The organism is Sporosarcina koreensis (genome assembly GCF_000826145.2).
Classification (GTDB): domain Bacteria; phylum Bacillota; class Bacilli; order Bacillales_A; family Planococcaceae; genus Sporosarcina; species Sporosarcina trichiuri.
In genome coordinates this window covers 504,075-527,317 of the sequence record NZ_LN651337.1, presented here as the reverse complement: position 1 = coordinate 527,317, position 23,243 = coordinate 504,075, and the positions used below count along the sequence as shown (strand labels likewise).

General features: G+C 52.3%; 23 protein-coding genes, 1 tRNA gene and 1 pseudogene. 10 read left to right on the top strand and 15 right to left on the bottom strand.

The features are described from left to right. Positions 1 to 15 precede the first annotated feature (15 nt). The 4 genes and pseudogenes from BN1190_RS08285 to BN1190_RS08270 all read right to left on the bottom strand — a co-directional run bounded on the left by BN1190_RS08285 (position 16) and on the right by BN1190_RS08270 (position 3,973). Entirely contained in the window at positions 16 to 732 is a 717-nt protein-coding gene (locus BN1190_RS08285) for a sulfite exporter TauE/SafE family protein (protein ID WP_040286466.1), read from the bottom strand. A gap of 115 nt (positions 733 to 847) precedes the next feature. Further along, positions 848 to 2,656: a M3 family oligoendopeptidase gene (locus tag BN1190_RS08280; RefSeq protein ID WP_040287231.1), complete on the bottom strand. Its 1,809-nt coding sequence runs from the start codon at positions 2,654 to 2,656 to the stop codon at positions 848 to 850. A gap of 86 nt (positions 2,657 to 2,742) precedes the next feature. Continuing rightward, positions 2,743 to 3,774 (bottom strand): annotated as a pseudogene (locus BN1190_RS08275) (DUF2332 domain-containing protein). 13 nt (positions 3,775 to 3,787) lie between these two features. Then, complete coding sequence (locus BN1190_RS08270; RefSeq protein ID WP_040286465.1) at positions 3,788 to 3,973, bottom strand: hypothetical protein; 186 nt, start codon at positions 3,971 to 3,973, stop codon at positions 3,788 to 3,790. Between the two features lie 182 nt (positions 3,974 to 4,155). Between BN1190_RS08270 and BN1190_RS08265 the strand changes: the two genes are divergently transcribed. From BN1190_RS08265 to BN1190_RS08255, 3 genes are all read left to right on the top strand, one after another. After that, positions 4,156 to 5,190 carry an ABC transporter permease gene (locus tag BN1190_RS08265; RefSeq protein ID WP_040286464.1) on the top strand — a complete coding sequence of 345 codons (1,035 nt, stop codon included), beginning with the start codon at positions 4,156 to 4,158 and terminating at the stop codon, positions 5,188 to 5,190. Between the two features lies 1 nt (position 5,191). Next, on the top strand, positions 5,192 to 5,866 hold the full coding sequence (locus tag BN1190_RS08260; RefSeq protein ID WP_040286463.1) for an ABC transporter ATP-binding protein: 675 nt from the start codon (positions 5,192 to 5,194) through the stop codon (positions 5,864 to 5,866). Between the two features lie 121 nt (positions 5,867 to 5,987). Beyond that, positions 5,988 to 8,246 carry a YhgE/Pip domain-containing protein gene (locus tag BN1190_RS08255; protein ID WP_179860764.1) on the top strand — a complete coding sequence of 753 codons (2,259 nt, stop codon included), beginning with the start codon at positions 5,988 to 5,990 and terminating at the stop codon, positions 8,244 to 8,246. 45 nt (positions 8,247 to 8,291) lie between these two features. On the opposite strand, the gene BN1190_RS08250 is transcribed toward BN1190_RS08255, so the two are convergent. The 4 genes from BN1190_RS08250 to BN1190_RS08235 all read right to left on the bottom strand — a co-directional run bounded on the left by BN1190_RS08250 (position 8,292) and on the right by BN1190_RS08235 (position 12,902). After that, positions 8,292 to 8,750 carry a hypothetical protein gene (locus BN1190_RS08250; RefSeq protein WP_144036080.1) on the bottom strand — a complete coding sequence of 153 codons (459 nt, stop codon included), beginning with the start codon at positions 8,748 to 8,750 and terminating at the stop codon, positions 8,292 to 8,294. Further along, positions 8,747 to 10,162 (bottom strand): cryptochrome/photolyase family protein, encoded by a 1,416-nt coding sequence (locus tag BN1190_RS08245; protein WP_052461765.1) that lies wholly within the window; start codon positions 10,160 to 10,162, stop codon positions 8,747 to 8,749. The genes BN1190_RS08250 and BN1190_RS08245 overlap by 4 nt, the downstream gene beginning before the upstream one ends. 57 nt (positions 10,163 to 10,219) lie before the next feature. Beyond that, entirely contained in the window at positions 10,220 to 11,206 is a 987-nt protein-coding gene (locus BN1190_RS08240; RefSeq protein ID WP_040286461.1) for an EAL domain-containing protein, read from the bottom strand. A 166-nt stretch (positions 11,207 to 11,372) separates the two neighbouring features. Further along, complete coding sequence (locus BN1190_RS08235) at positions 11,373 to 12,902, bottom strand: APC family permease (RefSeq protein WP_040286460.1); 1,530 nt, start codon at positions 12,900 to 12,902, stop codon at positions 11,373 to 11,375. 216 nt (positions 12,903 to 13,118) lie between these two features. On the opposite strand from BN1190_RS08235, the gene BN1190_RS08230 reads away from it, so the two are divergent. Together BN1190_RS08230 and BN1190_RS08225 are read left to right on the top strand one after the other, a co-directional pair. Then, complete coding sequence (locus BN1190_RS08230) at positions 13,119 to 13,601, top strand: general stress protein (protein WP_052461764.1); 483 nt, start codon at positions 13,119 to 13,121, stop codon at positions 13,599 to 13,601. 43 nt (positions 13,602 to 13,644) lie between these two features. Beyond that, positions 13,645 to 13,869, top strand: a complete 225-nt coding sequence (locus BN1190_RS08225; RefSeq protein WP_338066431.1) for a hypothetical protein — start codon at positions 13,645 to 13,647, stop codon at positions 13,867 to 13,869. Between the two features lie 363 nt (positions 13,870 to 14,232). On the opposite strand, the gene BN1190_RS08220 is transcribed toward BN1190_RS08225, so the two are convergent. The 4 genes from BN1190_RS08220 to BN1190_RS08205 all read right to left on the bottom strand — a co-directional run bounded on the left by BN1190_RS08220 (position 14,233) and on the right by BN1190_RS08205 (position 17,097). Further along, positions 14,233 to 14,784 carry a DUF420 domain-containing protein gene (locus tag BN1190_RS08220; protein ID WP_052461763.1) on the bottom strand — a complete coding sequence of 184 codons (552 nt, stop codon included), beginning with the start codon at positions 14,782 to 14,784 and terminating at the stop codon, positions 14,233 to 14,235. 75 nt (positions 14,785 to 14,859) lie between these two features. After that, a complete protein-coding gene (locus tag BN1190_RS08215) occupies positions 14,860 to 15,606 on the bottom strand; it encodes an amino acid ABC transporter ATP-binding protein (RefSeq protein WP_040286458.1) in 747 nt (248 codons plus the stop codon). Between the two features lie 15 nt (positions 15,607 to 15,621). Further along, positions 15,622 to 16,281 (bottom strand): amino acid ABC transporter permease, encoded by a 660-nt coding sequence (locus BN1190_RS08210; RefSeq protein ID WP_040286457.1) that lies wholly within the window; start codon positions 16,279 to 16,281, stop codon positions 15,622 to 15,624. A gap of 33 nt (positions 16,282 to 16,314) precedes the next feature. Beyond that, positions 16,315 to 17,097 carry an amino acid ABC transporter substrate-binding protein gene (locus tag BN1190_RS08205; protein WP_244898701.1) on the bottom strand — a complete coding sequence of 261 codons (783 nt, stop codon included), beginning with the start codon at positions 17,095 to 17,097 and terminating at the stop codon, positions 16,315 to 16,317. A 162-nt stretch (positions 17,098 to 17,259) separates the two neighbouring features. Between BN1190_RS08205 and BN1190_RS08200 the strand changes: the two genes are divergently transcribed. After that, positions 17,260 to 17,631 (top strand): DUF2500 domain-containing protein, encoded by a 372-nt coding sequence (locus BN1190_RS08200; protein ID WP_040286456.1) that lies wholly within the window; start codon positions 17,260 to 17,262, stop codon positions 17,629 to 17,631. Between the two features lie 50 nt (positions 17,632 to 17,681). On the opposite strand, the gene BN1190_RS08195 is transcribed toward BN1190_RS08200, so the two are convergent. From BN1190_RS08195 to BN1190_RS08185, 3 genes are all read right to left on the bottom strand, one after another. Further along, positions 17,682 to 18,872, bottom strand: coding sequence for an MFS transporter (locus BN1190_RS08195; RefSeq protein WP_040286455.1), 1,191 nt, complete (start codon positions 18,870 to 18,872; stop codon positions 17,682 to 17,684). A 15-nt stretch (positions 18,873 to 18,887) separates the two neighbouring features. Beyond that, a complete protein-coding gene (locus BN1190_RS08190; protein WP_040286454.1) occupies positions 18,888 to 19,307 on the bottom strand; it encodes a MarR family winged helix-turn-helix transcriptional regulator in 420 nt (139 codons plus the stop codon). Between the two features lie 139 nt (positions 19,308 to 19,446). Continuing rightward, on the bottom strand, positions 19,447 to 20,208 hold the full coding sequence (locus tag BN1190_RS08185) for a glucose 1-dehydrogenase (RefSeq protein ID WP_082023380.1): 762 nt from the start codon (positions 20,206 to 20,208) through the stop codon (positions 19,447 to 19,449). A 151-nt stretch (positions 20,209 to 20,359) separates the two neighbouring features. On the opposite strand from BN1190_RS08185, the gene BN1190_RS08180 reads away from it, so the two are divergent. The 4 genes from BN1190_RS08180 (at position 20,360) to BN1190_RS08165 (ending at position 22,652) form a co-directional block, all read left to right on the top strand. Beyond that, positions 20,360 to 20,432: transfer RNA gene (locus tag BN1190_RS08180), tRNA-Arg, on the top strand. Positions 20,433 to 20,530: 98 nt separating this feature from the next. After that, positions 20,531 to 20,911, top strand: coding sequence for an ImmA/IrrE family metallo-endopeptidase (locus BN1190_RS15320; protein ID WP_082023317.1), 381 nt, complete (start codon positions 20,531 to 20,533; stop codon positions 20,909 to 20,911). A 111-nt stretch (positions 20,912 to 21,022) separates the two neighbouring features. Then, positions 21,023 to 21,829: a HipA family kinase gene (locus tag BN1190_RS08170; protein ID WP_040286452.1), complete on the top strand. Its 807-nt coding sequence runs from the start codon at positions 21,023 to 21,025 to the stop codon at positions 21,827 to 21,829. Between the two features lies 1 nt (position 21,830). After that, positions 21,831 to 22,652 (top strand): DUF3037 domain-containing protein, encoded by an 822-nt coding sequence (locus BN1190_RS08165; RefSeq protein ID WP_040286451.1) that lies wholly within the window; start codon positions 21,831 to 21,833, stop codon positions 22,650 to 22,652. Positions 22,653 to 23,243: the final 591 nt, after the last annotated feature.

The following is a 23,243-nucleotide window of genomic DNA, read 5'->3' as shown; positions in this document are numbered from 1 at the left end:
TCAATCGTCCAGTTCTCACAGACTTGTAAAGATCAATGAAATCCCGGTCGCCGCTAATAGGATATACGTGATGACCTGGAACATCGCGACATTGAGATACTTGAACAGGAGCTGCCCCAGGACAATTCCGCCGAGCAGTGCCGGCAGTGCAGCTGCCGAGGCGATCCATGTTTCCTTTTGTGTTCCGCCAAAGAGAATCTGCATGACCAGACTCACCGTATAGACAACAAGATAGAAGGCAAGTGTTGTGCTGCGCAGAACACTCTTGTCCATCTGGGTACCCGCAAAATACAAGAGCAGCGGAGGGCCCGGCACCCCGATACTGGTCGTCAGGATCCCTGAGATGCTGCCGGCGAGAGCATCCTTTCCTGCGCTGCGGGAAGTCGTCCATTTCAGCAGCAGCAAAGCGGTCAGGAAGAGGGTGGCCGTCCCCGTTGCCAGCTTAAGGATCCAGATGTCTGCATACAGGTAGATGAAGATCCCAACTAGCAATCCCACCGTGCTTCCTTTTAGAAGCCGGACGAAGAGTGTCTTATCCATTTCCTTATGGATGCTTTTGATCATCAGGGCAGACAGGCAGATGGACAGTATGATATTCACCTGGATGGCCATATGAGCGGGAAATAAGATCAGCAGCACAGGAGTACCCAGTATTGAAAATCCAAATCCGGTCACAGCCTGCAGCAGGGACGCAAGCAGGACAACCAGCAGTAACAGCAGCCATTCTTCCATATCCATTCACCTGCTTTACGATACGTGTTTCCGACATTCGGCAGAATTCCTATAATATAACCCTGCCGATATGTAAAAAGACGCTTACCTGTTACCGATAAGCGTCTTTCTGTTTTCACTTCAACAATGAATCCGTTAAGCTGACGAATTCGTCCACGTCTTTTTCTACGATTTCGATGCCGGCTGCCCAGAAGTCCTGCTGGGTGATGTCGACCCCCAGATGTTTCTGCGCAAGCTCTTCCACTTTCATCGAACCGGTGTCCTTCAGCAGCGCGATGTATTTCTCCTCAAACCCTTCCGGCTGCTTCAGGTATTCCGCATAGATGCCGAGGCTGAACAGGTAGCCGAACGTATACGGGAAGTTGTAGAACGGCACGCTGTCGATGAAGAAGTGCAGCTTGGCCGCCCAGAAGTGCGGATGGTACGACGACAGGCTGTTTCCGTACGCTTCCTTCTGTGCTTCTGTCATCAGCTCATTCAGCCGTTTTTCCGAAACGAACCCTTTGGCGCGTTCCTGATAGAAGCTGTCTTCGAACAGGAAGCGGGACCGGATGTTGAGGAACATCGCCGTTGCGTTCTCGAGCTTCGTCGCAAGCAGGGCGATCTTTTCTTCATCACTGGAAGCGTTCCGCACGGTCGCATCGGCAATGATCGTTTCTGCGAACGTACTTGCCGTTTCGGCGACGTTCATGGCATAGCCGCGGTTCTGTCTCGGCACTTCTTTCATGACATGGCTGTGGAACGCGTGCCCGAGTTCGTGTGCGAGCGTGCTCGTATCACTCGGCGAGCCGGTGAATGTCATGAAGATCCGGGACTCCTCAAATTCCGGCAGGCTTGTGCAGTAGCCTCCCGGCCGTTTGTTCGACCGGTCTTCCGCCTCGACCCAGCGGTTTTCCAGCGCATGTTTCGTGAAGTCCGTCAGTTTCGGGCCGAATGACGAGAAATTCTCGATGACGAAATCGGCCGCTTCATCATAAGTGAAATGGGTCGGCGCAAGATCGCCTGTGGCTACCGGTGCGTCGACATCCTGCCAGCCGAGCTTCTCCATGCCATACAGGTTTGCTTTCCGATCCAGGTAGTCGATGAACTTCTGTTTCCGCGCGTCAACTGCTCCCCACATCGCGTCGAGCGTTTCTTTGGTCATCCGGTTGTACTCAAGCGGTTCTTCCAGATGACCGTTCCGTCCGTGGACCTCCTGCAGCGTCAGGCGGTAGCCGGCCAAGTGGTTCAAAATATCTGCGAAGACCGGACCGAATTCCGTCCAGGCCGCTTCCCAGCTGTCGAACAGCGCCGTCCGCACGTCAGCATCGGGATCGGCATACATCCGGTTCATGGCCTGTCCGATGGAAAGGTCCTTCACCGTGCCGTCACTCTCCTTGAACGGGATGGTCATGATGGAGACCGTCGTGCTGTATAGGTCGCTCCATGCAGCAATCCCGTCCTTGTTCAGCTTGGCGAGCAGCCGTTCCTCTTCTTCGGATAGCAGGCGCTTGCCCTCATCCCGTGTTTCGTTCAGCACGAAGCTGATTTCCTTCAGGTGTGGCTCTTCCAACAGCTGTTTCCATTGGTCATCCGAGAAGGCCACCAGTTTTTTTGTGAAGATGGTGGACAGCTGCTGGATCTCACTGGCGAGCTCCATCACCTGACCTTTGACGACGCTTGCATGCTCATCATCCATGAAGGCATCGTGCCACATGTTGACGAACGTACTGACTTGGCCGAGTCCTTTCCCGATGAGTTCCTGCTGTGACAAGATCGCCTGCAAATCGGCTGCGTGATCCGCAGAATCACTGTTCCAGTTTTTCAGCAGATCCGCGTACTGTGCAATCTCCTCTTTTACAGCTGCCAGCTTCGTCTGCACTTCCTCCGAATTGGTCCCGCCTGGATAAATACTTTCCAAATCCCAAGTCTCTGCATATTTCATCATTATGTCACTCTCCTCATTCCCCTATTGTACTAGTAATCTATCAATTTAGAAAGTACTGTCAAGATGATTGGCCGGTAATTCTTCTATCCCTCTAAGTTCCATTCAAACCAGCGGCCATGACCATCCGTATTGCCGATTGTGTTCCGCTTCAGCTGCCCGGCAACATAGCAGTCGAGATGCAGCTGCGGGTCTTCCATATTGTTATACAGATGGAACAGGTCACGCTCGGAGCCAATCTGGGCCAGCGTGTCGGTCAGTGCTTTTTTTGTGTCCTCCGGCAGCTGATTGGCGACGTGGGTGTGGAAGATGCAGAGCGCCGCATCCGCGGGAATGGAATGGAAGCGTTCTTGCAGCAGCTGGATGCCATCCCCTTGTACGAGATCGACCGGATGATCCTGCAGACAGGCGGCTGCTTGGTCAAACAGCTCGCGTCGTTCCGTGTGCTCCGGCCAGATAAGCGCTTTCATCCACAGATAATCATCCCGCTTGGACAGATCGCTTACATGCAGATCGAAACCGATGCGGGAAATGACAGGCGGGCTTTCCGGAAGCAGGAACGGCAGGCTGCCCCCTTTCACTTCCGCATGGATCGTCAGGCAAGGGTCTGAATTTCCGTAGACTTTGTCTGTGCCATACTTATAGGCATAGTGATCCCACAGCAGCTGGAGGCCGGCGCTCGTCCCGATTTCGACAAGCGCGAGCGGCTTGCCTGTTTTATGGTGGATCCATGAAAACGCAGGGTACAGCTAGGCGCAGCGCCGCACCTCATTCGTCTGGACGAGCCGGTGCGCAAGGATCGGAGTCAGCTCGCTCTGATGAGTCAGGCAGAAGTCCTTGAATTTCAGGAATGCCCGCTGATCCGGCGCTTTCGGCGATGCAGTCAAGCTGGGATAATAGTCTTTCAGCGGGTGTTCTGCCCCCTGGAGCAGCAAATACTGGACACCTGCAAACAGCAGGTTCGGCACTGGCTGACCATCCGGAATCGATTGGCAGATGCACAGGATTTCTTCATCGTCAGCTATCTGATTTGCCAGCACCTCATACAGCTCACTCGATTCCCGGCATTCCATTTCGGCGAATCGCTTGAATTTCTCAGCCGTCTGTTGACTATCCATTCGACGTCCTCCTTTATAGCAAGTCCTTCCGATCCATCTTCTCCGCAATCCTCCGGAGCAGCTCATTCCGCTCTTTCTGCGAACGGATCAAGGCAATCGCAAACCAGACCGCCCCGGCGATCATCAGTACATTGATCAGCATCCCGAGCAGCGGTAAAAATGCAAACATGCTGAAGCCCATATTCATATCCATATCCATTCCATTCAACCCTTTCCTTCAGATGGATCACCCGTCGAATTGACGGATTCTTCCTGCAACTAGTGTACCATACCGGGCAGATTGTCAGGCACCCTTCCCCGTTTGTAATTGTAAACGTGCGTTCATCCTCCGTTCATGTTGGCGCAGTACACTGAGAGTATCGAATAACGGAGGTGGTCTCCATGCAGATGGCGTGGAAAGAAGTGAAGAAAAGTAAAATGAAGTTCCTGATCCTCGGCTCGATCATTTTTCTGGTGAGCTTCCTGACGTTCATCATCTCAGGACTTGCGAACGGACTGTCGGAAGACAACGCAGCCCTCATCAAGAACATGCCGAACGGCCAGTTCTATCTGAATGACGACGCCAAACAGACATACAACCTGTCGAAGATCGATGAATCAAAGCAAGATCAGCTGCTCGACACGTATTCAAATGCGACGGCCATGTCCCTGCAGATGGGCTTTGTCAACGATGCGGACGATAAGCAGCACAGCGTGGCATTCGTGACGTCAACGGACAGCGAACTGTTCCCGAACGTGAAAGAAAACGAAATCGTCCTGGATGCCTCCCTAAAAGACGAAGGCGTCCAAGTCGGTGATATCCTGACGAACAACCAGTTCAGCGGGGAATTCAAAGTGACCGGCTTTGTTGAAAAACAGACGTACAGCCACGCGCCAGTCGCCTTCATCAACATGACAAACTACCAGGAAATGTACCGGGTGATGGAGATGCAGACGATCTTCATCCCGGGTTCGAATGCGCCGGATTCCATCAGCGGACTGGAAGCGTTCAGCAACAAGGAATACTTGAAGACGATTCCGAGCTACGGTGCAGAGCAGATGTCCCTCAACATGATCATCTGGTTCCTCGTCGTCATCAGCGGCATGCTGTTCGCGATCTTCTTCTATATGATGAACGTCCAGAAAATCGGCCTCTACGGCATCCTGAAAGCGATCGGTGTGAAGACGAGCAAACTGTTCAGCATGATGTGGTATCAGATGCTGCTGATCACGGTTGTCTCCCTTCTGCTGTCCGCCGGCCTCAGCCAGCTGTTCAGTGCGTTCGCTCCGAAAGGTATGCCGTTCAGTCTGACGATGCAGACGACCTTGACACTGTCCGCTGTGTTCCTCGTGATCGGGTTCATCGGCGCGACGATTTCTGGATTCCAAATCAAAAAAGTGGAGCCGCTTCAGGCAATCCAGCAAGGAGAGATGTAACATGGCGATTTTCCAGATTGATGAAGTCAAGAAATCCTTCAAAACCGGAGATGTCACTGAACAGATCCTGAAAGGCGTCGATCTCGACCTGAAACAAGGCGAGATCACGGCACTCGTCGGGCCTTCAGGGTCCGGCAAGTCGACGATGCTGACCATTGCAGCCGGGCTGCAGAAAGCGTCCGGCGGCCAGGTCATCTTCGACGGCAAGGACATGACAGAGATGAGCCAGGAAGAGATCCGCAAGATCCGATCGAGCGAGTTCGGTTTCGTCTTCCAATCATCGCACCTGGTTCCCTTCCTCAATGTCGAAGACCAGCTGCTGCTGATGCTGGATGTCGCGGAGACGAAGCTGAGCAAGAAGCAGCAGAAACAGGAAGTGGCGAAGATTCTCGACCTGGTCGGGATGGCCCACAGGAAAGACGCCTACCCGTCTTCCCTGTCCGGCGGGGAACGCCAGCGGATTGCGATCGCCCGGGCGATCATCCACCAGCCGAAAATGCTGTTCGCGGACGAACCGACCGCCAGTCTCGACTCGAAACGTTCGCAAGAAGTGATGGAGATCATCCGGGACTTGACGAAAACATTACAAATCACTACACTGATGGTAACGCACGACGAAGAGATGCTTCCGTACGCACACCGGATTGTGACGATGAAAGACGGATTGATCGCCTGAAAAAGTTTTCCCCCGCCGGTACGTTCCGGACGGGGGTTTTTTGGGTAATCTGGACAATATGGTCTGATCCGCTGTCTGCACGGGACACAGACAGTGAGAACTACTGAAAGGGGGAGCGGACATGCATCACATTTTCGGCATTTTCAAACGGGACGTGCGCAATATTACGACAAACTGGGTCGCCGCGGTGCTGATCGGCGGCCTGATTTTCCTGCCTTCTTTATACGCCTGGCTCAATATCTACGCTTCTGGTGATCCATACGGCAGGACGGACAAACTGCCCGTTGCTGTAGTGAATGAAGACAAAGGGGCCGACGTGCAGGACAAGCACATTGATGTCGGAACGGATATCGTCGAAACGCTTCAAGAGAACCCCTCGATGGAGTGGCATTTCGTGTCGCATGACGAAGCGATGGACGGCGTGGAATACGGCGACTATTTCGCCGTGATGGTACTGCCGGAAAACCTTTCGGAACAGCTCGGATCCGTCGTCTCCGGCAACCCGAAAAAAGCTGAAATCGATTACTACGTGAATGAAAAGCTGAATTCCATCGCACCGAAGATCACGGAAAAAGGCGCTACGGTGATTGTCGACAAGGTGAGCAGCCAGTTCGTATCGACTGTGAACGGCGTCATCTTCGATATGCTCAATTCACTCGGCCTGGAATTGGAAAAGGATCTGCCTGATGTGAAAAAGTTCGAGAACTATATATTCGAAGCGGAGAAGAGCCTGCCGGAAATTTATGACCTGCTGAACCGGGGGCTGACCGATGCGGCGGATGCACAAAACGTCATCCATGACGCGCAAAGCAAACTGCCGGCCGCTCAGCAGATCACCGATGACGGCCTGGGACAAATCAACCGGGTTGTCACCTATCTGGACGACGCGGAAAAGAAATTGGATGAAACCTCGCCGAAGATCAAAGCGGATCTGAAGAAAGTCCGGGATATCTCAAATGAGGCCAACGACTTTCTGAAGAAACTGCAGGGGGTCAATCTCGATTTCACGGAACTGGACAAAGCGAAGAAAGCGCTGGACGACCGGATGACCCAAAGCATCGATCGGGTGGACAATGTCGAACAGGATCTGAAACAGCTGCAGGAACTGGCCCGGCAGGCACAGGCACAGGCACCGTCGACGGAACCGGAAACTGAACCATCAGCAGGGACGGAAGCCGTACCGGATGATAACACAGGCCAGACCCCTTCCCTGCCGAAACCGGATCTGTCCGGCAAACTCGACGGTGCAATCACGAAGACGGGCGACCTGAAACGTCTGCTGCAGGAAGCGCAGACGAATGCCCGGAACGTCGACAGTATCGTCAAGGGCAAAGCGGAGGAACTCGATCAGGCGGTGGATGATCTGCAGAAGATCGCCGGCAATACGTCCGTTGAATTGGATGCATTCCTGAATGAGTATGTCAATACGATCGAACCGACCGTGAAAAGCGAGATCAGTCAGGCAAAATCGACACTCGGCCAGGCGAAAGGTCTGCTGACGGATATCCAGGCGGCCCTTCCGCAAGTGAAGACAATCCTTGGCAATTCGGACAGTGATCTGGATGAAGGAAAAGCGACCATAGAGAAAGCGGTCGCCCAGTATCCGTTCATTTCCGAGAAAGTGAACGAGCTTGCAGACCGCATCCGATCCACCCAAGGTGAAACGGACATCAACGAGATCATCAAGCTGCTGCAGAATGATCCGAATGCGGAGAAGACGTTCTTTGAAGAACCGATCCAGCTGCAGGAGAACCGGCTGTTCTCAATCGAGAACTATGGGACCGGTATGACACCGTTCTATACGGTACTGTCGCTGTGGGTCGGCTGCCTGCTGCTCATTTCGCTGTTGTCGACGGATGTCCACCAGGAGGGCTATACGGCACGGCAAGTCTATTTCGGGCGGTTACTGACGTTTGCGGTGATCGGGCTGCTGCAGATGCTCATTGTCGTCAGCGGCGATCTGCTCATCCTCGATGTCCATATCCGTGAACCGTTCTGGTTTGTCGTTTTCGGAACCATCATCAGCTTCGTGTTCATGTCGATCGTCTACACACTTGTATCCGTATTCGGGGATGTCGGCAAAGCGATGGCGATCGTCATGCTCGTCCTGCAGATCGCAGGATCGGGCGGCACGTATCCCGTCGTCCTGCTCCCCGATTTCTTCGGAGTTATCAACCCGTTCCTTCCGTTCACCTATGCTATAGATGTGATGCGCGAAGCGGTCGGCGGTATCGTATGGGAGCGGGCAGTGAAAGACCTGTCCTTCTTGCTGCTCTGCAGCGCCGCCTTCCTCGTATTCGGGGCACTGCTCAAAGAGCGCATTAACAGGGGGACGAAGAAATTGCTTAAGAAATCGAAGGAAGCGGAAATCTTCCATTGAGAACGCAAAAAGCACGGCAGCTGAGTGATACGGCTGCCGTGCTTTTCAATTGGACGCAATCTCTCGTCGGAAAAGAAGACCGAGGACCGTGCCGAAGACGGCATGACCGGCGAGCCAAAGCAGCATGGCAGTCCCATCCGTCACGTCAGGCGTCCTGTCCGACAAGGCGGTCGTCGGAAACAGCAGGATGCCGATCAGGACGCTCACAGCTGTGCAGATCAGCAAAGCGCGCCGCTTCCAATGAGGCCGAAGGATGTACATGAGCCGGAAGCCGAACGCGACGGCAACCGAGACGATCAGATGGAAGACGACTTCCAGCCATTCCGGGTAATCGACCGTACCGACGACCGGTATGTAATCGACATTCAGCAGGAACGTATACACCTTGACATCCGTGACCGCTTCCAGCCATTTCAGCAGGAAGGTCAGCACCAGACCGGCAATAAGGCCATAAATGGCTGTCCGGACGATATTCCAGTAAGAACGGACTCTCAAGGCGGTCATCCCTTCTGCCCTTTGATGCTGTCATAGGCGGCCAGCGCCCGCTTCCGTGCTGCAGTATGATCGACAATCGGTTCCGGGTACGTGCTGCCGAGGATGACGCCGGCTTCTTCCAGCACTTCTGGATCAGCCGCTGCAGGTTCGTGGATGGCGTCATCCGGCAAAGAGGCAAGCTCAGGCACCCATCTGCGGATATACGTTCCGGCCGCATCGAATTTTTTTCCCTGTGTGATCGGATTGAAAATCCGGAAGTACGGCGCCGCGTCGAAACCGGATCCGGCGACCCATTGCCAGCCGAGTGTATTGTTCGCGATATCGTAATCGGCAAGAGTCTCTTTGAAGTACTCCGCCCCTGTCCTCCAGTCGATCAGCAGATGCTTGATGAGGAACGAAGCGGCCACCATGCGGACGCGGTTATGCATCGTTCCGGTTTCCCACAGTTCCCGCATGCCGGCATCGACGAGCGGGTATCCGGTGCGTCCGGCTTTCCAGGTGGCCAGCCCGTCGGCATCGCTGCGCCAAGGGAACTTCCGAAACTCGGGACGGAGGGATTCGTCCGTGATGGACGGGAAGTGATACAGCTGATAATACGCGAATTCACGCCAGGCCAGCTGCCGGAGGAACGGTTCCGGCTGCAGCACATCACCTTCTTCCTCGGCTCGCCGGACTGCATGCCACAGAGCGCGTATGCTCATATTGCCCGACGCAAGGAACCCGGACAGACGGGACGTGCCGTCAATGCCGGGATAATCCCGTTTCACTTTGTAGTCTTGAATCCCGTTATCCCGGAATGCTTCCCAGCGGACGAACGACCCATTCTCCCCCGGGGACCAATACCTTAGGAATTTTTCCTCCCACCCGCTTTCGCTGCTGAGCCGGCTGTCTTTCAGTATAGCGGATTCCACATCGGCTTCCGGCCAGGGAGACAAGGATTCCGGTACCGGAACCGGCCATGGCACGGTCTGCTGCTGGAACGCTTTCCAGAATGCTCCGAACACCTTGAAGGGGGTGCCCGATTTGGTCAGCAATGCATCCGGGTCGAGCATCATATCAGGCACAAAACGCCGGATGCGGAGATGGTTCAGGCTGCCCTCTTGGAGGAGTGCCGTTTCTTCTGAACGCGAGACGGGGTCGACCTGTCCGTTGAAATAGAGCGCCTCTGCCCCCGTCTCTGCAGAAAGACGCACAAACACATCCAGCGGATCCCCTTCCATCAGCTTCAGCGGACTGCCGAGCGCTTCCAGCCGGTCCATGAGGATAGCGAGTGATTCCCGGGTCCACCAATCGCAAGCGGACAGAGTCTCTTTTTCAGGCAGCACATAGACCGGCAGGACCTCCCCTTCTGCCGCCGCTTCCGCCAGCGCCGGATGATCATGGACCCGCAAATCTTTCCGGAACCAGACAATCGTTTTCACCTTGCATCCCTCCTGAAAAAAGGACCGCATCGCATGCGGTCCCTCGGTTTGTCTTGATTATAAAGGAGAGGGCGCCGGTTTTCCAAAATAATACCCTTGGAACAGCTGATACCCCTTCTCTTTCAGCCACTTGAAATCCTCTTCCCGCTCGATTCCTTCGGCCAGCGGGACGGAACCGCTCTCCCCTGCTTTCTCAAGGAACTTGAGCGCCGTCTGCTGCTTCTTTTCGTCTTCCGCCACACCGTCCACAAAAGAACGGTCCAGCTTCATGTAATGCGGTCTCAGATCCGTCAGCATCTCGACGGTACTGTACCCTTCCCCGACATCATCCAGCGCATAATGGAATCCTTTGTCACGATAGTAACGCAGAATACTTTTCAGATGCTCCACGTCGTCCACGTGATCGGTCTCCACCACTTCGAAGACGAGCTGTTTCGGATCGATGTTGAATTGATTGGCGACCGCGACGGTGGACTGCAGACAGAACTCCGGCGAATAGATCGACGTCGGGACGAAGTTGATGAATGCCTTCAGATCGACCAAGGGCGCCGCATGCCGGACCGCCGTAATCCGGCAAAGCCGATCCAGCGCATACAATCTGCCCCGGTTACGGGCTGCTGCGAACGCCTCATTCGGAAAGATCATCTCCCCTTCCGGCGTCAGGAAGCGGGCCAGCAGTTCGTATCCGTATATTTGACGATCACCATCGACAATCGGCTGATAGTAGGAAATAAGTCTCTCCTGCTGGATCAGTTCGTCGATCCATAAAGAAGTGAAGACACGGTCCGTTTCTGAAAATGGACGCCATTTTTCTTCCCCGGCAATCCGGAAAACCATATCGCTGTCCCCCAGATAATCGTTCGCAAAATCCGCCAGATCATGCAGCCCTGCCTCGTTCACTGCAATAATGTCCGGGTCCCCTGATAACGACCCGAGTGTGTTCAGACGCTCCATATGGCCAGCGACCATTTCGCGTTCCTTTGCATCCGGCACGTTGACTTCAAATGTCAAGTCCGTCACGATGCATGCTGCTCTGCATCCCATCCTCAAGCCTCCGTCCTAATTTCGTATCCATGATAAATGACTTTGTTCTCCATTGTAATCGATTTATCCCATCAGAAGCAAGTGAAAACATACTAAATGCCTAGTGAATATATGAAAAAACAGCATGCCCGATAGGACTAGACGGGCATGCTGCATATTGTTTTCGTTATGTGGACAGACCAGGATCGGACGGCGGTATCTTCGTCGTCTCCGGTGGTGCTGTCTGGACTTCCACCGTCGTATCGATTTCCGATTCGATCGTCTTCCCAAGCATATAGTATTCCGTTTCTTCCTGCGTGAGACTGTTATATTTCTTCTGGATGACCAGATAGAAGCCGATTCCGAGCACAGCCCAGCTGACAAGCAGCACATACGATGGCGTAGTCAGGGAAGCCGGTGAGAGCGGCACAAGCAGCAGGAGCAGGAATACGGCGCTCGCGATGATGCCGAACAGTGCCAATGCTTTCTTGACGGGTGCGATTTCACGGTTCGCTTCCTCTGCCCCCCATGCAAGCACTTTGTAGGCCGCAATGCACGTGAACAGATAAGCGACCGAGACGCCTGTTGCGGACATGTCGACGATCCAGGAGAGTGCCTGGCGGCCGAACCAAGGCGTCGGAAGCGTGATCAGAGTCACGAACCAGATGCCCCAGACCGGTGTCTGGTTCTTCTTCGAAATCGTGCGGAACATATCAGGCAGCGCCCGTGCGCGCGCCATCGAGAACAGCAGACGGCTGGATGACATATAGAACCCGTTGAGTCCTGTGAAGATCCCCATCATGATGGCGACCGCCATGACAATCAGTCCGATCTGGCCGAGCGCCGAATTGACGACCTGTCCGGTGAGCCACAGATCACCGTCCGCAATCGATCCGGCCGGGAATGTCCAGGCGGTCAGCCCGATCATCACGGCATAGATGAGGAACGAGGTGAACAGCGAAGCCACAATCAGCATCGTCGCTTTCCGCGGCGAGAAATTGAATTCCTCCGCCGCCTGCGGAACATTGTCGAAACCGACATAGGCCCATGGCGCAATCGCCAGGATGACCAAGATCGATGTCAGGATCGACTGCTCCCCGCTGAACAGCGGTTTCATGTTATCGATCGGGTTATCTGCAACCCCATACGTGAACGCCCCGAGGATGAAAACTCCTGCAACGAGGAAGACGCTGAAGTAGAACTGGATCCTTCCGGAGATATCCGTTCCCGTCGAATTGACGACGGCAAACAGCAGGATGATGATAGAGGAGATGATCACTTCCGGCAGATAGACATCCCAGCCGGCGATACTGTATAAGTACATCTGTTTCATGAAGCTTGGTGCCAGGAATTTCAGCAGCAGGGAGAATGCTGACGCATTCAGAGCAACGATCGAAATATAGCCGAGTGACAGGAACCATCCGCAGATGAACGCCCACACTTTGCCGGCTGCGATGAACGCATATGTAAAACCGCCTCCGGAAACCGGGAATTTCTTGATCATCACGCCGTAACTCGAAGCGATCACCATCATGACAAGGGCCCCGATCAGCAGGCCGATGATAGCTCCGAGCGGCCCGGATTCACCGATCCAGTCCCCGGGCAGGATGAACGCCCCCCATCCGACGGACGAGCCGAGTGCGATGGCGAACACCCATGACGGTTTGAGAGTCTTCGCCAGTTTCCTTCGTTTCTGATGCGTGTCAGATTGATCCATATGTAAGTTCCCCCTAGAAAATCTTTCTTGGAGTTATTCCCTCTCTCAACCAAGTGAAACATGGACTTTTTTCTGTCTGCCGACCTCCAGGTTCTCTACCATAGATGCCGGCTGCGCCTTCCCTCCATCTCGCCAGCACCATGTTTCGGAAGCCACGGCGAGGGTAATCTGAAACTAGCAATCAAAATACATTCACGAACCAGGAGGCGCTGCAATATGGTGAAACGTCAAGTAGTCGGATATTATAACAATGAAAACGATGCGATCCTAGCCATCGAAGATCTGAAACGCCAGGGGTACAATTCAGACGAAATTTCCGTGATCAGTAAAGAGCGCGAGCCCGCCGAAACGGTTGTGGAAGAAACCGGAACCCATGCAACAGACGGCGCGGCAACCGGTGCTGCGACGGGCGGGGTGCTCGGCGGACTTGGCGGGGTGCTTGCCGGTATCGGAGCCCTTGCCATTCCCGGAGTCGGCCCCATCATCGCGGCCGGACCGATTGTCGCCGGCATCACGGGAGCTGCCGCAGGCGCAGGCGTCGGCGGTCTGGCAGGTGCATTGATCGGCATGGGCATCCCGGAGGAGGAAGCCCATCAGTACAATGAGCGGTTCAACGAAGGCAAGATCCTCGTCCTCGTAGATGGGGACTACCCGCGCCGGGATACGGGACTCGATGAATACAACCGGACACTTCTTTAAGATCCACAAGTGCACCCTTTCGCAAGCTGAAAGGGTGCTTTCCATGCTATACTGGTCGTATGGATACGACGAACGGAGGAAGCGGATCATGCAATACAACCAGCAGAAGATGGCCAAGCTCGTCAAACAGGAACCCGAACTGACGAAGCGGCTGAATACGATCATGAAGGAACACGAACTCGAACGGGCCTACGCCCTGAAGGCGCTCTATCACGCTGAAGTGAAAGAGAGCGGCCGGTTCATGAAGTCCTATCAGGAACTGAAATAAGACGACAGAGACAGGCAGCGGACACACGTACATGTCCGCTGCCTGTCTTTTCTCTATGGATGTCCGCGGCTGCTCTGTGACGCTTACCGGAAGTTTCCGCCGAGCAGAAAAGGTTCGGCCTATCCGCACTCGCATCAGGAGGTTTATGAGCGGTCTGCCGCCGGTTATGAGCGCTCATGCTTCAGTTATGATCACATTCTATGTTTTACGATCACTTTGGCCGTTTTATGAGCGGAAACCGGTTTTTATGAGCACACTTTCTGATTTATGAGCGCAATCCCTCTTTTTATGAGCCCTGCCCTCTTATACAAGACAAAAATCCGCATACAAAAACCGGCGCAGCTCATTGCGCCGGCCGGCCATTCAATAGTATGGCGAAATCAGGACATAGACGAGGACGCCGGTGAAGCTGACGTAGAGCCAGATCGGCATCGTCCAGCGAACGATTTTGCGGTGCCGTTCGACTTCCCCGTTCCAGGCACGCGCCACACTCGTCAGCGCAAGCGGGACGATGGCTGCCGCTAGAACGATATGGCTGAACAGGATGAAGTAATAGAACCCTGCCAGGAACCCGCTGCCGCCGAACGATGTCGATTCAGCAAGGAAATGGTACATGACATATGTGATCAGGAAGAAGAATGTCGTAACGAATGCCGCGTAGATGAACCCTTTATGTAGGGTAATGTTCCGCTTCTTGATGGCGATCAGCGCACCGACAAGGAACAGGAAGGTGAACGTATTGAAGATTGCATTCAGCATCGGAAGGATCGTAATGTCAAATGCGTCGAAATCCTTCTGACCCGGGATGCCGGCCAGTATGCCGATCGCGCCGATCAGTATAATGGACGTGATCGTGATGAATGGTCTGTAATTGCGTTTCTTTATAGGGGGCTGCAAAGTCGTCGTTTCTTTCAAAGCTCTCACTCCGTTTTGTGCAATTTGCCGTACCCTTCCAGTCTACCACAACAAAAAAGGCGCGGCCAATGGGGATCAGCCCAATGTGCGCGCCAGGAACGCTTTCGTGCGTTCTTGTGTCGGATTTGTTAACAATACGGCAGGATCGCCTTCTTCGACAATGTGGCCGTCCGCCATGAACAGCGCTTTTGAAGCGACATCTTTCGCAAACGACATTTCGTGCGTCACGACGATCATCGTCATCTCCTCTTCCGCGAGCTTCTTAATGACGGCGAGCACTTCCCCTGTCAGCTCCGGGTCAAGGGCGGATGTCGGTTCGTCGAACAGCAGGATCTCCGGCTCCATCATGAGCGCGCGGGCGATGGCTACGCGCTGCTTCTGACCGCCTGACAAGTTCGCCGGATAGGCATCGGCTTTATCCGCCAGACCGACCTTCGCCAGCAGCTCCGTGATCCGGCCCGCAAGTTTCTCCTTCGGTTCCCCTTTGACGAGCCGGGGGGCCAGCGCGAGGTTCTGCTTCACGGTCATATGAGGGAACAGGTTGAAGTGCTGGAACACCATCCCGATCCGCCGTCCGATCGTGCGGATGTCTGCAGGTTTTGCATAGTCTCCGTTTTCGACGAGCGCCTGCCCGCCGATCCGGATGGTCCCCCCTTCAATCTCCTCGAGGTGTGCCAGGCTCCGCAGCATGGTACTCTTCCCGCTGCCGGACGGACCGATGACGGCCACCACTTCGTTTTTCTCCACTGTAAACGTGATCTGCTTCAGAACTTCCGTCTCCCCGAACGATTTCCGCATATCCGTCACTTCTATCAAAGCCATCGCTGTTCACCTTCCTCATACATAATGGAACCGTCTCTCGAGCCACTTGAAGACGACCGTCAGCATCGCAGTGATCAGCAGGTAGATGATCCCTGCCAGCACAAACGGCACGATCGTGAAGTCCCGGTTGACCGCTGTCTGTGCGAAGTGCAGCAGTTCCGGCACGGCGACCGCATACAGCAGCGCCGTATCCTTCACGAGGGTCACCGATTCGTTCGCGAGTGCCGGCAGTGCAATACGGATCATCTGCGGGATCACGATGCGTGTCGTCGTCTGCCATTTGTTCAGACCGAGCACCTGTGCGGCCTCATACTGCCCTTTGTCGATCGACAGCAGCCCGCCGCGGAAGATTTCCGCGAAGTACGCGGCATAGTTCAGGATGAACGCAAGCGCCGCGGCGGCGAACCGGTCGATGACGAGGTAGTCTCCGATGACCGGGATGAGCGGCAGCCCGAACACGAAGAACAGCAGCTGCAGCAGGAGCGGGGTGCCCCGCATGAGATAGATATAGACGTTCGCCAGCCACGACAGCGGCTTGAACGAACTTCGTACAGCGAGTGTCAGAAGGAAACCGAGCGGAATGGACGCGATGATGGCGATGAAGAACAGCAGGATTGTCGCCTGCGCCCCTTGCAGCATCGGTTTCAGTATGGATAACAGATAATCTGGTGACATGTCATTCCCTCCAAGCAGACTGGAACCTCTTCATCAGTCCAGGACTTTGTTCTCCCCGAACCACGTTTCGGAAATTTTGGCGGCCGTGCCGTCGTCGTTCATCGTATCGAGCGCTTTCTGCAGCTTCTCGAGCAGTTCCTCGTTCCCTTTCTTCACACCGACCCCGTATTCTTCAGGAGCGAGTGTTTCATCGAGCACTTGGAACGTTCCTTCTTCTTTCGACATATAGTAATCGATGACGACTTCATCGATGATGACCGCATCCACCCGCTTGCTCTTCAGATCGGACAGGGCGAGGACGTTATCCGCGAACTCCGTCTTGTTCTTCACTTTGTCGGCGATCGGATTCGCTTCGAGCGCATCGGACGCCGAAGACAGTGCCTGCAGCCCGACAGTCTTCCCTTCCAGATCGGCGAGCGACTGGATGTCGGAGTCTTTCAGCACGGCGACGACTTGCGCGTTGCTCAAATAGGGTTTGGTGAACAGCACTTTCTTCTTCCGTTCATCGGTGATCGTATAACCGTTCCAGATGAGGTCGATGCGGCCGCTGCTCAGCTCGGTCTCTTTCGCTTTCCAGTCGATCGGCTGGAATTTCGCCTTCATGCCCATGTGCTCGGCAGCCGCTTTCGCATAGTCGATATCGAATCCGGTCAGTTCGTTGTTCTCATCCCGGAACCCCATCGGTGCGAACTTGTCGTCGACGCCGATCACCAGCTCATCGCTATCTCCTGCCGCATCCTTCTGTGCCCCGCATCCTGCAAGGACGGCTATGATCCCGGCGCCTGCCAGCAGCATTTTCATCTTCTTGAAATTCATCTGGTTCTCCTCCGCTTCATCGCTTTAGTGTGGTAAAGTACTCATAGAATAGCATACTCGTCTTTCCGTTGCAAAGCATTTCGATCAAAATTTTTTCTGGAAATCCATGCAACCGTTTGCATGGCGGTCCGTATACAATGGAAAGAGAAAGGGAGGGGTGGCATGATGGGCATGGCCCCGTTTGAAACAGCAGCTTTCAACATAGTACCCGTGCTGGTTGGCATAGTCTTTGTCATTGTTATAGGAGTTATCCTCTTTGTCGCTGTGAAAAACATCAGTGAATGGAATACGAACAATCAGTCACCCCGGATGACAGTGGCTGCGCATGCGAAGACGAAGCGGACCGAGGTTTCCGGAGGCGGACATGATACCATGTCCCACACGTATTACTATGTAACGTTCGAATTCGAAAGCGGCGACCGGCAGGAATTCAGCGTCGACGGCAGGCAATATGGGCAGATTGCGGAAGGTGACATCGGTCATCTCACATTCCAGGGCACACGGTTCCTTGCGTTCGACCGCTCCCCTGCCTGAGAAGACCAAAAGCCCTTTGGATCCGCTGACGGAATCCAAAGGGCTTTTCGTTATTCCGGCTGCAGGGCCGGACGTTTCTTCCGGGCGATCAGCAGATACAGCACAAGGGCCACAACAATCAGACCGGCCAGTACCAGGTAGAGATCCCGGTACCCGTAAGACGTCGCGATGCCGCCGAGGAAGTACGGTCCGAAACCAAATCCGAAATCGAGGAAGATGTAGAACGTCGAGGTCGCGATTCCGATCCGTTTAATCGGCACCCCAATCAGTGCAATCGCCTGTGCACACGATTGGAAGTTCCCGAACCCTAAGCCGATGATGGCACCGGCAATCAGCAGGACAATCCCGCTCGTCGTCCCGCTCAGGACGAACAGACCGACAGCAAACAGAACGAGGGACGGCAGGACGACGAACGTACCGCCTTTCCGGTCCAGCAGTTTGCCGGAGAACGGACGGGAGACGAGGATAGCCAGTGCATACACGAGGAAGAAGAAGCTGGCCGCGTTCACCAGGTTCGCCTCTTTCGCGAAAAATGACAGGAACGACAGGACGCCCGAATATCCGACACCGGCCAGCAGCGTGATGATGCCGATCGGAATGGCGCGTTTTTCGATATAGTTCGCAATGCCTTTCGGCGCGTTTTCATCCTCGACCACTTCATGGCCTTCTTCTTCCGGACGTCTTTCCACAAAGAAGAACATGAACAGACCGATGATGCCGAGACCGAGCGCGAAGGCGAACAGCCATTTGAACTCGACATGCTGGCTCAGGTAGATGCCGAAGAACGGCCCGATCGCTGTCGCGAGCACCGTACTCATACTGAAATAGCCGATCCCCTCACCTCTCCGCATCGGAGGGATGATCTGCGCAATCATCGTACCGGTCGCCGTCGACGCAATCCCGAGTCCCATCCCGTGGATGAAGCGGATGATCATGAGCAGCACGAGGTTGGTGGCCGTGAAGTAAAGACCTACCGCAATTACCGACAGCATCATGCCGATCAGCAGGATCTTCCGGCTGCCGACGCTTTCGATGACCCGTCCCGTGCCGAGACGTGCCAGCAGCGTCCCGATGATGAAGATCCCGGAGACGAGTCCGGCCATGCTGGCGGACGCGCCGTATTCATCGACCGCATACGGCGCCATGGTCACCATGAGCATGTACATGACGAGCATGAGGAAAAAGTTGATGATGGATATAAAGATGAAGTCCTTCGTCCAGAGATTTTGTTTTCCTTCCATATTGTCACCACTCCATTAGTTCATAAGATTTGCATATGTTTCGTCGAGCAGCCCGACAGCACGCTCGATGTCCTCTTTCGGGATGCCGGCCAGCAGCTCGTCGTACAGAGGCTGCAGCTCGGACAGGATCTCCTGGACAAGAGTCTCCCCATCCCCGGATAATTTCAGCCGTTTCTCCCGTTTGTCCTCACCCGGCGTCACGTCGAGATGCCCGAGTTCATGGAGCCGTTTGACGGTTTTTGCAACAGACGGCTTTTCGATCATCTGGTACTCCGCAATTTCCGCCGACGTCATCTCCCCTTCCCGCGACAGCAGGCTGAGCACTGTCCACTGGGCCGTATGGAGGTCGAAACGCGCGAGCAGCTTATTGACCTGGTTGACGACCGGCCGGTACAGTTTGATATAGCTCCTGAAAAACTGATGCGCCAGATGCAATGGGCTCCCTCCCTTTAATTAGTTATCCTATCTAACTATTTAAGTATACACCCGCTGGTTGCCCATGTAAATGGATGTGCCTTAAAAACGTAAGAAGACTGCTCCGGCAATGAATCGCCGAGGCAGCCTATTGTACAGATCAGTACGCGGACCAGCCGTTGTCCGCCTGCATGATGACGCCATTGACATAGGAAGACTCGTCTGATGCGAGGAACAGCGCAATGTTTGCAATCTCTTCCTTTGTACCCGGACGGCTCAGCTGAGGAACGCCTTTCATCGCCTGCTCCATACCATGCTTGTCCGGCTGCACGAGGTTGTTCGTTATATTGGTCGGCACAGAGGCCGGCGCGATGGCATTACAGCGGATATTCAAGTGTCCATAATGCGATGCAACGTTTTTCGTCATCCCCGCCACCGCATGCTTGGATGCTGTGTACGCGAGCCCTCCTCGCCCTCCGGTCACTGCGGAAATGGAGGCCATGTTGACAATGACGCCCGATTGCTTTTCTTCAAAGATGGACAGCGCCTTTCGGGTCGCCCGCATGACGCCTGTCGTGTTAATGGCGATGACTTTGTCCCATACATCATCGGTGATCGTCGCAGCCGAAAACATGTTGTCCATAATGCCGGCATTGTTGACGAGGATATCGAGCGTGCCGAATGTCTCGACAGCCGTATCGATCATGTTCTGGATATCCTCTTCCGCCGTGACGTTCGTCTTCACCGCAAGTGCAGACCCGCCTGCTGCTTCAATTGTTTTTACGGTCTCTTCAGCGCCCTCCATGTTCATATCCGCAATGACCACTTTCGCACCTTCCCGCGCGTACAATTCCGCGATCTCCCGGCCAAGACCGGATCCTGCACCTGTCACAACAGCTACTTTGTTCTCCAATCGCTTCAACAGAATCGCCTCCATTACAAGTATGTACTTCATCTATCAGTATACTCTTTAACATCTAAATAATAAAACAATCCGACCGCCTGCACCGGATTCACACAAATACTTGCCCGCCCCGCCGGAATACCGTATACTGATAGAGTTCTTTCACAATGTCTCAGTAGCTCAGGGGATAGAGCAACAGCCTCCTAAGCTGTGGGTCGCAGGTTCGATTCCTGCCTGGGACGTATGTAAACCCCCTCGCAACGTAATTTGTTGCGAGGGGGTTTTTGCGGTTGTATATTTCATCGTAATTCAAATACTGGGTGGAATTAGTAGTTTTTAAATGGTAGTATGTTACCAAGGAACTTGCACCTACTTTAAAGTGGCAGTAACTAAGAATCTCACTTTTTATGAAGCCTACTCTATATTTTATCATCGCGGCAGATGGAGGACGCTCTTTATAAAAAAGGAACAGAACCCGGTCATGCAGAAGCTGCTGCTGGCCGAAGAGTTTTACCATGTGTACGCTAACCAGATCTTGCAGCTAACCAGCAGTGAGACAGTCATCCATAAGCAAGAAGCTCAGGCCAAACGGATGGCCGCTTACTTGCTCATGCCTGAGCGATTCATCTGCGACGTTTATGAGGCTGCATTAAACGAGGCTATGCTGATCTCAGAAATCGCCGACTACTTTCTAGTGGCGGACGAGTTTGCTCACTATTGAATGGAGCTGAACTTTCATCATAAGGTGGATGTGATTGCTTCGTATGGTGGGAAGTTGGGGAATTTTGAGTGGATTGAGTGAGAATACTTATATTGTTGGGAGCGAATATACATGGATGTTCTAAATGAAATAAATGCGACAAACTACCATGGATCAGTTCCTATCGGTAATACCCGACCATTTATCGTAAACTGCGGGAATGAAGCCTATGTGGCTAAGATATTTGATGAGGAATTCGAAAATAAGCATCTAATAAATGAATACGTTTGTAATTGTTTAGCCCAATTTTTGCATGTCCCTTCACCTGATGCATCCCTGATAAGAATGGATCAATCAATAATAGATTCAGTGCCTGAACTCAAAGAAAGAAACATAAAATCAAACTTATTATATGGCAGTAAACTTATTGAGCCAGCTCAGCCTAATATCACTCCTCCCTTACTGGAGAGAATTAAGAATACTGATGATATACCTTCTATTATCCTTTTTGATCAAATTATCTACAATAATGATCGTGCTACTAATGATGGTAATCTGCTAATTAACTTCAAAGAAAAAAAGATATATGCAATTGACCATTCTCATGTTTTTAAGGATGGTTTATTATGGGATGTGCATTCATTGGATAGAATCAATTCGGAGCGGGTATACTTAATTGATAATTTCCATCAGAAATATTACAAAATGATGCTACGCTATGTCAAAGGTAACGATCCTTTTAGCAAAATAAAAGCACGACTTTCATTTTTAACTGAGCAAGATGTCACTTACATAATTGACTCTGTTCCTTTAGAATGGAAGCTGTTACCTGACGATGCGGACGCATTGAAGCGATTTATCTTGCATAGAATTAATAACGTAAACGAAATTTTCAGATGCATACAAAATCAGTGCCCTCAATGGAAAGGAGTGATATGAAATGAAAACAACGATCTTTTTTTCAATTTGCAGGTACGTGCCATCGCTTCTTAGAGGGGAAAAAGTTAACGTTGGTTTCGCTTATCATCTTCCTTCTGAAGGCCTTTTAGGGTTTTATGATTCAAAAAACATGAAACGAATAAGAAATTTTGATGATGAAGTAGAAGCGGATATGATTCATGCTGTTTTTGAATCTTTGAAGTATGATTTTTCTTCCGATTATCTAGACGGGGTCGAGGAATATGAGGATAAAAAGTTATTCAGCAACTCCCTCTTGAAAAGTAAAATTAAAAACTATGTTAACCAAATTCAATTTAGTGATGTTAGTGTTTATGAGACATGTGACAATTTAGATAAAGCAATAGAAGATATTGCTGATATGTATCTTTATTTCGATAAGCCAAAAAGTCAAAGAATGAATCATCAACGCGTTCAAGCACTGGCTAGGAAAATTATAAAATCTAGTGCTTACAAAGATGACTTAATTAACTCTTCGAGTAAGGATGTGTTTTTTGATCCACCGTACGATTTTAAAGTAAGCTTAAATGGTCAAATGAATTACATAAAAGGTTTTTCATTTGAATATAAGCAGGCAAACCGTTTTTACAAAGAATTTAAATCGTATCTGTTTGATTTAGAGCATGAAATCACCAATAGTGATATTGATATTTCGAACTTCAAGATTGTAATTAATAATACGGAGTTTGAAGAAGAGCATGAAAAAGTTATTCAAGAATATCTCCCCGAGGAACTAGATATCATAACTCTTGAAAAGTTTGGCGAGTATATTAACTCTAGTAATTATGGATTGTTTAATCAATAAAACTCATCTTTAGATAAGGTGGGTTTTCATTTGCCCTGAAAAAGAACATTCATTCTACTCAGGCGAGATATTAGATGGGAAGGGCAGTCGAAATATAAAAGATATATTACGTCTTATCGCGGACATGGCAACTAGAGGAGGTAAACGTCAACAGAAAACAACAACTGTTTCGGCACGGGACAAAACAAATGCTGCTAAGCAGCTCACTTTATTTGAAACCGAGCTGCAGAACAATAAGGAGCTCTAATTTGGTGAATAAAAGGACCTCACATTCAAAGGATTTTTCGCCATGTGGAGAAACAAGTATTCGGATACGACCTTCGCTCCCCTTCCAAGGATGAAAATATTAGCTGCATCAAAGCCCGCGTCCTCACCGCTTTGTCAAATTACAAGATGACCGTAATCCCTAAGATGGACATGGTTCACTTCTTCGATAATTGCAGAAGTCCGGCCGCCGGTTGGATGGCAAACCCGGCATTCCCCCTTCCACACTGCACAACATCTATAAAACCTTCAACTCCGTCATGAGTCTGCGACCGAATGGGACATAAAGTTACATCTGCCTATGTATCACGAATTTGAAAATATTCT

Excerpts from the sequence above, each read along its gene's own strand:
- BN1190_RS08205 (WP_244898701.1), bottom strand. The coding sequence starts at position 17,097 with ATGAATTTCAAGAAGATGAAAATGCTGCTGGCAGGCGCCGGGATCATA.
- BN1190_RS15320 (WP_082023317.1), top strand. The coding sequence starts at position 20,531 with ATGGTAGTATGTTACCAAGGAACTTGCACCTACTTTAAAGTGGCAGTA.
- BN1190_RS08235 (WP_040286460.1), bottom strand. The coding sequence starts at position 12,902 with ATGGATCAATCTGACACGCATCAGAAACGAAGGAAACTGGCGAAGACT.
- BN1190_RS08250 (WP_144036080.1), bottom strand. The coding sequence starts at position 8,750 with ATGACCGCCTTGAGAGTCCGTTCTTACTGGAATATCGTCCGGACAGCC.
- BN1190_RS08280 (WP_040287231.1), bottom strand. The coding sequence starts at position 2,656 with ATGAAATATGCAGAGACTTGGGATTTGGAAAGTATTTATCCAGGCGGG.
- BN1190_RS08225 (WP_338066431.1), top strand. The coding sequence starts at position 13,645 with ATGCTATACTGGTCGTATGGATACGACGAACGGAGGAAGCGGATCATG.
- BN1190_RS08170 (WP_040286452.1), top strand. The coding sequence starts at position 21,023 with ATGGATGTTCTAAATGAAATAAATGCGACAAACTACCATGGATCAGTT.
- BN1190_RS08265 (WP_040286464.1), top strand. The coding sequence starts at position 4,156 with ATGCAGATGGCGTGGAAAGAAGTGAAGAAAAGTAAAATGAAGTTCCTG.
- BN1190_RS08210 (WP_040286457.1), bottom strand. The coding sequence starts at position 16,281 with ATGTCACCAGATTATCTGTTATCCATACTGAAACCGATGCTGCAAGGG.
- BN1190_RS08215 (WP_040286458.1), bottom strand. The coding sequence starts at position 15,606 with ATGGCTTTGATAGAAGTGACGGATATGCGGAAATCGTTCGGGGAGACG.
- BN1190_RS08195 (WP_040286455.1), bottom strand. The coding sequence starts at position 18,872 with ATGGAAGGAAAACAAAATCTCTGGACGAAGGACTTCATCTTTATATCC.
- BN1190_RS08270 (WP_040286465.1), bottom strand. The coding sequence starts at position 3,973 with ATGGATATGGATATGAATATGGGCTTCAGCATGTTTGCATTTTTACCG.
- BN1190_RS08285 (WP_040286466.1), bottom strand. The coding sequence starts at position 732 with ATGGAAGAATGGCTGCTGTTACTGCTGGTTGTCCTGCTTGCGTCCCTG.
- BN1190_RS08260 (WP_040286463.1), top strand. The coding sequence starts at position 5,192 with ATGGCGATTTTCCAGATTGATGAAGTCAAGAAATCCTTCAAAACCGGA.
- BN1190_RS08230 (WP_052461764.1), top strand. The coding sequence starts at position 13,119 with ATGGTGAAACGTCAAGTAGTCGGATATTATAACAATGAAAACGATGCG.
- BN1190_RS08240 (WP_040286461.1), bottom strand. The coding sequence starts at position 11,206 with ATGGGATGCAGAGCAGCATGCATCGTGACGGACTTGACATTTGAAGTC.
- BN1190_RS08200 (WP_040286456.1), top strand. The coding sequence starts at position 17,260 with ATGATGGGCATGGCCCCGTTTGAAACAGCAGCTTTCAACATAGTACCC.
- BN1190_RS08255 (WP_179860764.1), top strand. The coding sequence starts at position 5,988 with ATGCATCACATTTTCGGCATTTTCAAACGGGACGTGCGCAATATTACG.
- BN1190_RS08165 (WP_040286451.1), top strand. The coding sequence starts at position 21,831 with ATGAAAACAACGATCTTTTTTTCAATTTGCAGGTACGTGCCATCGCTT.